A 10,670-nucleotide genomic window follows, 5' to 3' on the forward strand; every position below is an offset into this window, starting at 1 on the left:
CAGGTCCTAGCGCCCGCAAGGGTGTGGAAGTTCGAGTCTTCTCTTGGGCACCATTCCGATACAAGCGACAGAGAAACCCAGCGTAAGCTGGTTGAGTTTGCCCAGGTGGCGGAATTGGTAGACGCACTAGGTTCAGGTCCTAGCGCCCGCAAGGGTGTGGAAGTTCGAGTCTTCTCTTGGGCACCAAATTCTTGAAGAAAGCCTCAATCGCAAGATTGGGGCTTTTTTCTTTTCTAGCTAGCAAAAGCGCATTCCCGCTTCTGCGCTGATTACTGCGAACGCCCCTGCCGGTGCGCCCCTAGCCGCCAGAGCAAGATCACTATCCCCATTAAGCCGCTGGCCAAGCCCGCCAAGAGCACGGCATAGCCCTGCGCCGGGGAGCCGCCAGCAAACAGCCACGCCCCAACGGCGGCCGCCTGCGTACACACGCCGCCCGGATGCAAACTGCTGCAGCGCCCCACCATCGAATTACTTTGCCAGGCAGACCAAGCATCCCAATAAAAAACCAGCGCCGTTGCCGCGAGCAACAGCATGATCAAGGCAGGAAAAGTCGGTTTTTGGCTCATGCTGGTATTTGGCTCAAGGCGCTGATCACACGAATACGCCAGCATACACCCTGCGCGGGGATTGTACGTTTTTACCATCCGGTCGATCCCGCACTTTGAGCTTCGGCTATTTTGGCCGATAGTAATAGAAACCTTACTCTGTACAGGCCTATGTCCGCTGAAGAAATTGCTCAGGCCCATGTCCTCGTTGCCGATGACGCCCCAACGGTGCGGCAATCGGTACGCATGACGCTGGCTCAATCCGGCATCAACCGGGTTGATACAGCCAGCAGCATTGGCGAAACCCGTCGCCGGCTACGCAATGGCCAGTATGACGCGGTGCTGTGCGACTACCATTTTGGCGAAGGCATGAATGGGCAAGAGCTACTGGAGGAATTGCGCCACAGTAGCGAGCTGCCGCTGTATACGATCTGGATCATGATCACCGCCGAGGCCTCGTACGAAAAAGTGGTGGCGGTAGCCGAAATTGGCCCCGATGATTATCTAATCAAGCCCTTTACCAGCCGCGATCTCACCCAGCGCCTCTCCAAAGCCTGGCAGCGCAAACGCTTTCTCAAACCCGTGTACGACAAAATCAACATCGGCGACACCATGGGCGCCATTAACGAAGCCAAAGCCTTGGTGCCCAAGGCTGCGGGCTTTAGTAGCGACCTGATGCGCCTGCTGTCGTCATTGCTGCTGGAAGCTGGGCGCCTGGATGAAGCGGCGCGGCTGTATGAAGAGATCCTCAATCAGCGCATTGTGCCGTGGGCCAAGCTTGGGCTAGCGCGCACGTTGGCGCGGCAAGGCAAGAAAACCCAATCTGAAAGCATGATTCAGGCGGCGATTGTGGAACACGCGCAGTATGTCGACGCCTACGAAGAACTCGCCTCTATGTATATGGCCGAGGGGCGCCTGAATGAAGCGATGGCGGTGTTTGAAAAATGTCTGGCCATGACGCCCAATAATGTCGGCCGACTGCAAAAAGCCGGCAATCTGGCCAATATGCTCGGCGATGCCGGCCGGGCCAAGCAGTTTTTGGAACGTGCGGTCACTTGCGGTGGCAATTCGGCGGTACTCAATAGCGAAACCGTTTTGCAATTGGCGCTGGCGGCGCGGCGCGAAAACAATGGCTCGGATGCCGACAAATACCTGCGCATGGTGCGCGAAATTGCCAAACGCGATGATTCGCTCGGCAATCGGGTGATCGATATTCTGGCCAGCGCCGTGTACGAAGGCCAGCCGCAGCAGCTGGAAAACGCAGCGGCGTATCTGAGCAATAGCGAATTCACGCTTGAAATCGGCATGGCCTTTATCATGACCGCCGACCTGATTTGCCCACCCACGCTGGAAGGCGAGCAGCCCGACCATCATGCGCCGCCGTATAAATGGCTGTACGCGCTGGCGCGGCGCTTTGTGACCACCCGGCATATTTCCGGCATGCTGGAAAGCGCGGCCAATATGCGGCCGGTGTGGCAGCATTTTATTCAGCACAGCGGCAGCGAAGTCACCGAGCTAAACAACGAAGCTGTGCAGCTGATGCTGAAAAACGAATACACACTGGCGCTAGAGCGGCTCATCCCGCTAGCGCAGAGCACCTGCAATCAGCGGCTGCTGCTCTCCTCTACCCACGCCATCATCAAATACCTGCGCTCCGAGGCTACGCCCGAGCCGCGCGAGCGCAGCAATCTCTTGAAACAAGCCAGCCAGTTTGTCGACCGGCTGGAGGGCATGATTGATTCGGGCACGCTGATCAATCTCAAGCAAGATTTAACCGGCCTGAATGGCGGCATTACCTAGCCAACGGCATTCATTGGCAGGTATACCCAGCCAAGCCAATTAATTCGATACTTGGCTGGCAATACCCCAATCCATCCATTTAAGCCATCACATCCACCAGCTGCACCGGCAGCAAGCTGGCCAGCGCTTGCGGCGCCAAACTCACCAAAAACCCGCGCTTGCCGCCATTTAGATAAATCAGTGGCAAATCCAGAATGCTCTGCTGCACATACACCGGCATGGTTTTTTTGGTGCCCAGTGGGGAAGTACCGCCCACCAGATAACCGCTGTGTTTATTGGCCACCTCGGGCGCACACGGGGCGATGGTTTTGCAGCCAATCAGCCGGGCCAGATTTTTGGTGCTGACCTCTTTATCACCATGCATTAACACCACCAGCGGCTGTTTTTTCTCGTCTTCCATGATCAGGGTTTTGATCACGCAATGCTCATCCACACCCAGCTCGCGGGCCGAAACGGCCGTGCCGCCCTTTTCTTCGTAGGCGTATAAATGCTCGCCAAATGGCACTTTCTGCTGGCGCAAACAGCGAATCGCCTGCGTCACCGGCGCTTTTTCGCTCATCTTCTTTCCCCATGACAAACCCGGATCTGGCCCGTACAATAGGCAATACCCGATTAAATAACTCAACTATTCGCAATGACCCAGCCGCATCCGCTTCACGCCTTGCCCCTGCAGCCACGCTTTACCACGCTGTCGCCACGTTTTTACACTCCGACGGCGCCCACGCCCATGCCGGGCGCCGAGGTGGTGGCGCTGAATCAGCCGCTGGCGCAAGCGCTGGGGCTGGATTTGGCGGCCACGCCAGATCTGGCCGATTATCTGCTGGGCAACCGCATCCCGCAAGGCAGCCAGCCGGTGGCCAGCGTGTATTCAGGCCATCAGTTTGGCGTGAATGTACCGCAGCTGGGGGATGGCCGCGCACTGCTGATCGCCGAATTTGCCGCGCCCGATGGGGAAATTTGGGAGTGGCAGCTTAAAGGCGCAGGCCCCACGCCCTATTCGCGCCGCGGTGATGGCCGGGCAGTATTGCGCTCTAGCATCCGCGAATACTTGGCCTCCGAGGCATTACACCACCTGGGTATCCCCACCACCCGCGCTTTAGCGCTGGCCGCCTCGCCGCAGCGGGTGTGGCGCGAAACCGCCGAAACCGCGGCCGTGGTCAGCCGGCTGGCGCCCAGCTTTGTGCGTTTCGGACATTTTGAATACTACTTTTACCAGGGCGAGCCCGAGCGCATTCGCGAGCTGGCCGACTGGGTGATCCGCCATCATTATCCAGCCTGCCAAGCCGCCGAGCAGCCCTATCTGGCGCTGCTGCAGGCGGTGATTAGCCGCACCGCCACGCTGATTGCGCACTGGCAGGCGGTGGGCTTTTGCCACGGGGTAATGAATAGCGACAATATGTCGATCCTGGGCCTCACTCTGGATTACGGCCCGTATGGCTTTCTGGATGGCTTTGATGCCGGCCATATCTGCAATCATTCGGATGACAGCGGCCGCTATGCCTACAATCAGCAGCCGCAAATCGGCCTATGGAATCTGCATTGCCTCGCCCAAGCGCTGCTGCCGCTGATCGAGCGCGAGGATTTACTAGCAGCCTTGAGCGACTATCAGCCGCAATTTGAAGCGGCGTTTGCCGAGTTGCTGCAGCGCAAGCTGGGCTTTAGCCAATGGCTGGATGAAGACTGGACGCTGGTCACCGATCTATTCGAGCTGATGCAGGCCACACACACCGACTGGACGATTTTCTGGCGCACGCTCTCGCATTGGCCGGTGCAGCAAAATAGCGCCGAGCTGCGCGATTTATTCCTCGCCCGCACGCAATTTGACGACTGGCTAGAGCGCTACGCAGCCCGCCTGCAAGATGGCGTGGATGCTGCCAGCCGCAGCGCGCAAATGCTGGCCACCAATCCGAAATACATTTTGCGCAATCATCTGGCCGAGCTGGCGATTCAAGCCGCCCAGCGGGGGGATTACCGCGAAGTGCAGCAGCTGGAGCTATGCCTGCGTCAGCCCTTCGCCGAGCAGCCCGAATTTGCCGCCTACGCCGCTTTGCCGCCCAGCTGGGCCAGCGAGCTCTCTGTCAGCTGCTCGTCATGATTAGGTATAGGGCTGTAGGCCACACCTAAAAAGGCCTTCAGCTTCATACCCCCACCATACCGACCGCCGCAGCACCAGTCGTCCAGTGGTGGCACCGTGCAGCCGCAGGGTGCTTGCTTGCTTACAGCCGCTGGCCTATAGCTGCACTATCGAGCGAGGCAGTGGCCGGGGGCGCGCATTATCATGGGCCGAATATTGAACTATTGGCGGGGCTGGCGGAGCCTGCTCATGCTGCTACTGGCCAGCCTCAGCGCCGCACCGGTCGCAGCCAGTGATTGCCAGAGCGGACTCAAAGTGGGCTGGGAAACCTGGGCGCCGTTTCATTACCAAGATGAGCAAGGCCAGATGCGTGGCTATGCGGTGGAAGTGCTGAACGAAATGGCGCGGCGCAGCCAATGCAAACTAGTGTATCTGCAGCGCCCGTGGGTACGCACCCTGACCGAGCTCGCCAGTGGCGATCTCGATATCGCCATGGAAGCGCTCAAAACCCCTGAGCGCGAGCAGTATGCGTATTTTTCCGGCCCGTATAGCCCAACGATTATTCAGCTGATGTACAACACGCAACGGCAAAAACGCTGGCAGGTGGATGCGCTGAAAGACCTCACCCAATATCCCGGGCTGCGCATCGGGGTGGCGCGGGGCGATAGTTTTGGCAAAGAAATCGACGCTTGGCTCGCCAAAAAGCCACCCGGCATTTTGGTGGATGTGGCCCCCACTATGCAGGCCAATTTGCAAAAACTGGCGCTGAATCGGGTCGACCTAGTGTTTACTTCTTCGCTCTCAGCCGAGGCAGTTTTGCGCGATTTCAAACTCAAGCACATTGCGCCGCTGCCAGTAAGCTGGGCGGTGGAAGATGCGCATTTTGCCTATAGCAAACAAGGCATGGATGAGGCCACCGTCACCCTGCTCAATATGGCGCTTGAGGCCATGCGCAAAGATGGCACGCTTAAGCAGCTGATGCAGCTGTATCGCCACTAGCCGGCCCCGCACCACCCTGCGCTGCGCGATAATGAATCGGCGCGCTAGCCAGTGGCAGCTGTAAAGCCTGCCAGACTTGGAGCGCGGCATAGGCATCGTTGGCGGCATACAAGAGCTGATTATCCTGCAAGCGCGGGTTGGCCCAGTTCGAGGTCGTTACCCGCTTGGATTTGGTCAGCCGCTGGCCCAACACCACCGCCACCGCGCCTTTGACGCCCAGCGTGCTGGTGTAACCTTGGCGGCGAAAAATCGTATTTAAATCCAGCACGGCATCGAGCTCCAGCCCGAAATTGCGCCGCAAATCGGCTTTATCGGACGAGAGGCCAAAGCCCACTTTTACCACCGCGCGGCTGGCCAATACCGCCTGCAGCAATGGCCGACATTCGGCGCGGCTGGTTTGCAGCAAAAACGCCTGCGTGGCCGTGGTGAGCTGCACCAGATGCGGCCCGCGCGACACCTCGCCCACTTTAAACACCGGCCGTGATTCGGTATCAAAGCCCAGCACCGGTGCAGCCAATAGACTAGCTTGCGCGGCAGCAAACTCGGCCGCCGTTTGCGGCACCACAATCTGCGCCAGCGTCAGCCCGGCAAATGGGGCAAACAGGGCAATTTCGTCTTTGCTGGGCGGAAAACGGCGTTCGGACATCGTGGGCTCGCGGCGGGAATCAGCCCCGCAGTATACGACCATCACGGGCCGCCGGCGCGGCCGCTGGCCACGCGGCAGGTGGCGGAGCGCAACCACCGCCACATACCTCAGCAGGTATTGCCTGCCAATCAATACCTGAAAAGATCTAGCAGGCTATACCCCTAGCGTTTCAGTTTGGCCAAGGCATCGGCAAAGGCGGTATTTAATGGCGCTGCGGCCGACTGATGGCGGGGTTGGCCCTGCCCCGTGCGCGCGGATGCAGACGCTGAGTGCGACTTGCCGGTCGTCAGCTCGCCACGGCTGTGCCCACCTTGTCGCGCATCACTGCGCGCGGCGGGCTCATCATTCAGCCGCATGGTCAGCGCAATGCGCTTGCGCGGCACATCGACCTCCAGCACCTTCACTTTCACCACCTGCCCGGCTTTCACCACCGCGTGCGGGTCTTTGACGAAAGTGTTTGCCAGCATCGAGATATGCACCAGGCCATCCTGATGCACGCCAATATCGACAAAGGCGCCAAAGTTGGTGACATTGCTGACCACGCCTTCGAGCACCATCCCTACTTGCAGATCGCTAATTTTCTCAATGCCCGCCGCAAAGGTGGCGGTTTTGAATTCGGGGCGCGGGTCGCGGCCGGGCTTTTCCAGCTCGGCCAGAATGTCTTTGACGGTAGGCAGGCCAAACTGCGCATCGGTCAGGCTCTCGGGCGCGACGGCTTGCAGCGCGGCGCGATTGCCCATGGTGCTGCGCAGGTCTTGCCCTAATTTTTGCAGCAGTTTTTCTACCAGCGGATAGGCTTCGGGGTGCACGGCCGAGGCATCCAGCGGATTATCGCCCTGCATGATGCGCAAAAAGCCCGCTGCCTGCTCAAAGGCTTTGGGCCCCAAGCGCGGCACTTTCAGCAGTGCTTTGCGGTTTTTGAATGCGCCATACTCATCACGGTATGCGACCACATTGTTTGCTAATACTGGGCTTAAGCCAGATACCCTCGCTAGCAGCGCCGCCGAGGCGGTATTCACATCGACGCCCACCGCATTCACGCAGTCTTCCACCACGGCATCGAGCATGCGCGCCAGCTCAGTCTGATTCACATCATGTTGATACTGCCCCACGCCAATCGCCTTGGGCTCGATTTTCACCAATTCGGCCAGCGGGTCTTGCAAGCGGCGGGCAATCGACACCGCGCCACGCAGTGAGACATCGAGCTGCGGAAACTCTTTGGCCGCCAATTCAGAGGCCGAATACACCGAAGCGCCCGCTTCGGACACCACCACCTTCACCGGTTTTTTGCCGTCGATCTGGGCGATTAAGTCGCTGGCGAGCTGTTCGGTTTCGCGGCTGGCCGTACCATTGCCGATTGCAATCAGCTCCACGCCATGTGCGTCGCAGAGTTTTTTTAAGGTATACAGCGATTTATCCCAATCGCGGCGCGGCTCGTGCGGATAAATGGTATCGGTGGCGAGTAATTTGCCAGTGGCATCCACCACCGCCACTTTCACCCCGGTGCGCAGGCCCGGGTCCAGCCCCAGCGTGCAGCGCGGGCCCGCAGGCGCGGCCAGCAGCAGGTCTTTCAGATTTCGCGAAAAGACTTTAATCGCTTCCAACTCGGCACGCTCACGCGCAGCGGTGAGCAGCTCGTTTTCCAGCGAGACGCCCAGCTTGGTGCGCCACGCCGCGCGCACCACCTCGCCCAGCCACAGCTCGGCGCAATTTGCGCTAATGCCGACATGCCGTGCGATGCGCTGCTCGGCGCTACTCCAGATTTTGCTGCGCGCGCCGTTTTCGATTTCTTCCGGCAATTGAATGCCGATACTGAGGATTTTTTCATTCGCGCCGCGCAAGACCGCCAACACGCGGTGCGAGGGCATGGCGGCCCATTTCTCGGCAAAATCAAAATAATCGGCAAATTTCGCGCCCGCCTGCTCCTGCCCCTTCACCACTTTGCTGGTGACCAAACCACTGCTTTGCAAATGGCTGCGCAGCTGGCCAATCAACGCGGCGTCTTCGCCCCAGCCCTCTAACAAGATGGCTTTGGCACCTTCAAGCACGGCTTTGGTATCGGCAAAACCGTCGCAGACAAAGCCGGCTGCCAGTTTTTCGGGATCTAGCTGCGGATTTTTTAGCAATTGCTCGGCCAATGTGGCCAGCCCGGCCTCGCGGGCGATTTGCGCTTTGGTGCGGCGCTTTTGCTTATACGGCAGATACAGGTCTTCCAGCGTTTGCTTGTTATCCGCGGCATCGAGCTGGGCGCGCAGCGCGGCGCTCATTTGCCCTTGCTCGGTGATCGTGGCGATGATGCTGGCGCGGCGCTCGTCCAGCTCGCGCAGATAGCGTAAGCGCTCAGCGAGCAAGCGCAGTTGGCCATCATCCAGACCGCCGGTCACCTCTTTGCGATAGCGGGCGATAAACGGTACCGTGGCGCCCTCATCCAGCAAAGCCACGGCGGCGCTGATTTGAGTGGGTTTGCAGTTCAATTCCTGGGCCAGACGGTGCGCAAGGCTGCTCATGCTTGATGACTCACAAATGAAATAGTGGCGCATTGTAACCATGTCGGATGGCGGCCGTCATGGCATAATCATCGGCCGCAGGATGACTATTGGCAGACTGTAGCTGGCCCGGCGAGCTACAGCAGATGGTGAGGCAATGACGGTAATCGCAGTGTTCAATCAGAAAGGCGGCGTGGGTAAAACCACCCTTTCAGCCAATCTGGCCGCCACGCTGGCGCAAAATGGCATCGCGCCGCTGGTGATTGATCTGGACCCCCAAGCCCACCTCACCGCCACCTGGGGCCTGAATCCACGCGCCAGCCAAAGCATCTACCGCTTTTATCAGGGCACCTCGCCGCTCACCGACCTGATTCAAACCTCGGGCCCCGGTATTCATTTCATCCCATCGCATCTGGAATTAGCGCGGGTGGATTCGCAATTGGTGCGCCATCGCGACCATATCTGGCGCCTAAAACTGGCGCTGGAAGCCGAAATGCTGGCTGGTAGCGGCACGCCCATCATCATCGATTGCAGCCCGATGCTGGGTATTTTGTCGTTTTCGGCGCTACTGGCTGCTGATTTGATTTTAATTCCGGTCGCGGCCGAGTTTCTGGCGCTCAATGGCGCCTGCATGCTCGAACGCACGCTGTTTGGGCTGGAAAAATTCGATCGCCGCCGCGAGCGCCGCTATATCGTGAATCGCTATCAAGACGGCAACCCCACCCACGAAAAAGTGCGCGCCCAGCTGGAAAAGCATTTCCCGCGTGAGCTTTTGCGCACCATCATCCACGAAAGCAACGACATCATGGCCGCCGTGGGCGACAATCTGGATGTCTTCCGCTACGCGCCCGATAGCTCGGCCAGCACCGATTTCAGCTTTTTGCTAGATGAATTAATCGAAAAAAACCTGATCGGCATCGAAGAATAAGCCCGCCGGCGGGCTGGTACGTTTTCTGCTTTAATCAAGCACAGCGTTCGATTGCCGAGGTGAACCATGGCCCGTATTCCCAGTGAGCTTAGCGCGCTGGCGCAGCAGATCAGCCAATTCAAAACCCAAACCCTCAGTGACTTGAATGGCAGCCGCGCCAGCGGTGCTAGTGCCTTCGACCTAAACCAACTAGCAGCAGGGTATCTGGCTGGCAACCTTTCTAATACTCAATCGGCAGGCAATACCTCTGCCAGCACGGCAATCAGCAGCATCGCCGGCCTCTCGCCCACCGGGCGCAATCTGGCCCTACCCGACCCGGAAAGCGCGTACCGGATGATGAGCCACATCAATCAGCTGGCAGTGCAATATCCGGCCCAATCCAGCCGCCTAAGCACCATGCAAGAAGGCGTGAGCCAACTGACCAAGCCAGCCGATCGCCTCGCTAGCCTCAGCCCGGCGGCAGATCTTGCCACGGTGCAGCAATCTTTGCAGGCGTTGGTAGATCAATACAATCAGTGGCGTTTTGATTTTAATGCCGATCTGCAAGACCCCGAGCTACTGGCAGGCACCCAAGCCGCGCAAGTGGCCCGCTATGAACTGGCCCAAAGCATCGCCAGCCCGTTTCATGGCTCCGAGCAAGGCATCCAAGGCATGGCCGTACTGGGCTTGACTATCGACCCGGTGAGCCAGACCGCCAAGCTCGATCCCGCACAGCTCGCGGCGCAATGGCAACGTCAGCCAGAAGCAGCCATGGCCGCCATCAATCAGTTTGGCGCGCATTTTAGCCGCAGCGCCAGTTTGCTGACCGAACGTGATAATTTCTTTGCTAAACAGCAGGCCAATCTCGGCCGCGTGATCGAATACATGCAGCAAAATCTGCCGCAGTTGCAGCAGGAATTTGGCCTTGGTGACCCAGCACAGCCCTCGCCCAGCGTAGCCCGCGCCTATGCCGATTACCAGCGCCGCCACGCAGCCGTTTAATGATGGCGCCCGATGTAGGGGCACGTTTCGCGAGCTAGCCCATCTTCCGCTTAAAACTAACACTTGCGGATTCTGACCACTTGTAACGATCCAGCCTGTCATTCGTGGCACGCAGCCGTGAGAATATTAACATCATGGTGCCTCAGTGACTGCTGCTCGGCGAGGCTGTGTAAAAACAAATGGGATCATTATCAACAAAAGCGCAATTACA

At 58.7% G+C, this 10,670-nt stretch carries 9 protein-coding genes and 1 tRNA gene; 6 read left to right on the forward strand and 4 right to left on the reverse strand.

All coding sequences use genetic code 11. The features are described 5' to 3' along the window. Positions 1–99: 99 nt before the first annotated feature. Positions 100–186, forward strand: a tRNA-Leu gene (locus tag QV747_RS16455). An 83-nt stretch (positions 187–269) separates the two neighbouring features. Here QV747_RS16455 and QV747_RS16460 read toward each other — a convergent pair. Next, complete coding sequence (locus tag QV747_RS16460; protein WP_288791571.1) at positions 270–566, reverse strand: hypothetical protein; 297 nt, start codon at positions 564–566, stop codon at positions 270–272. 150 nt (positions 567–716) lie between these two features. Between QV747_RS16460 and QV747_RS16465 the strand changes: the two genes are divergently transcribed. Then, positions 717–2,345, forward strand: coding sequence for a response regulator (locus tag QV747_RS16465; RefSeq protein WP_051259113.1), 1,629 nt, complete (start codon positions 717–719; stop codon positions 2,343–2,345). Between the two features lie 79 nt (positions 2,346–2,424). Here QV747_RS16465 and ybaK read toward each other — a convergent pair whose 3' ends face one another. Next, a complete protein-coding gene (gene ybaK, locus QV747_RS16470) occupies positions 2,425–2,904 on the reverse strand; it encodes a Cys-tRNA(Pro) deacylase (protein WP_028450872.1) in 480 nt (159 codons plus the stop codon). Between the two features lie 75 nt (positions 2,905–2,979). Here ybaK and QV747_RS16475 point away from each other — a divergent pair, with 75 nt between their 5' ends. Further along, the gene (locus QV747_RS16475; protein WP_273432758.1) at positions 2,980–4,440 is read left to right on the forward strand and encodes a YdiU family protein; all 1,461 of its coding nucleotides are present in this window, start codon (positions 2,980–2,982) and stop codon (positions 4,438–4,440) included. A gap of 228 nt (positions 4,441–4,668) precedes the next feature. Beyond that, the gene (locus QV747_RS16480; protein ID WP_273432759.1) at positions 4,669–5,418 is read left to right on the forward strand and encodes an ABC transporter substrate-binding protein; all 750 of its coding nucleotides are present in this window, start codon (positions 4,669–4,671) and stop codon (positions 5,416–5,418) included. Here QV747_RS16480 and QV747_RS16485 read toward each other — a convergent pair. Both QV747_RS16485 and QV747_RS16490 read right to left on the reverse strand, forming a co-directional pair. Beyond that, positions 5,387–6,064 (reverse strand): 3'-5' exonuclease, encoded by a 678-nt coding sequence (locus QV747_RS16485; protein ID WP_081986497.1) that lies wholly within the window; start codon positions 6,062–6,064, stop codon positions 5,387–5,389. The two genes, QV747_RS16480 and QV747_RS16485, sit on opposite strands and share 32 nt — an antisense overlap. Before the next feature lie 161 nt (positions 6,065–6,225). After that, positions 6,226–8,571 (reverse strand): Tex family protein, encoded by a 2,346-nt coding sequence (locus tag QV747_RS16490; RefSeq protein WP_273432762.1) that lies wholly within the window; start codon positions 8,569–8,571, stop codon positions 6,226–6,228. 136 nt (positions 8,572–8,707) lie between these two features. Between QV747_RS16490 and QV747_RS16495 the strand changes: the two genes are divergently transcribed. Continuing rightward, on the forward strand, positions 8,708–9,478 hold the full coding sequence (locus QV747_RS16495) for a ParA family protein (protein ID WP_028450876.1): 771 nt from the start codon (positions 8,708–8,710) through the stop codon (positions 9,476–9,478). Positions 9,479–9,544: 66 nt separating this feature from the next. After that, positions 9,545–10,459, forward strand: coding sequence for a hypothetical protein (locus tag QV747_RS16500; protein ID WP_273432764.1), 915 nt, complete (start codon positions 9,545–9,547; stop codon positions 10,457–10,459). The last annotated feature ends 211 nt before the right edge of the window (positions 10,460–10,670 follow it).

It is taken from the genome of uncultured Chitinibacter sp. (assembly GCF_945957625.1).
GTDB classification, from domain to species: domain Bacteria; phylum Pseudomonadota; class Gammaproteobacteria; order Burkholderiales; family Chitinibacteraceae; genus Chitinibacter; species Chitinibacter tainanensis.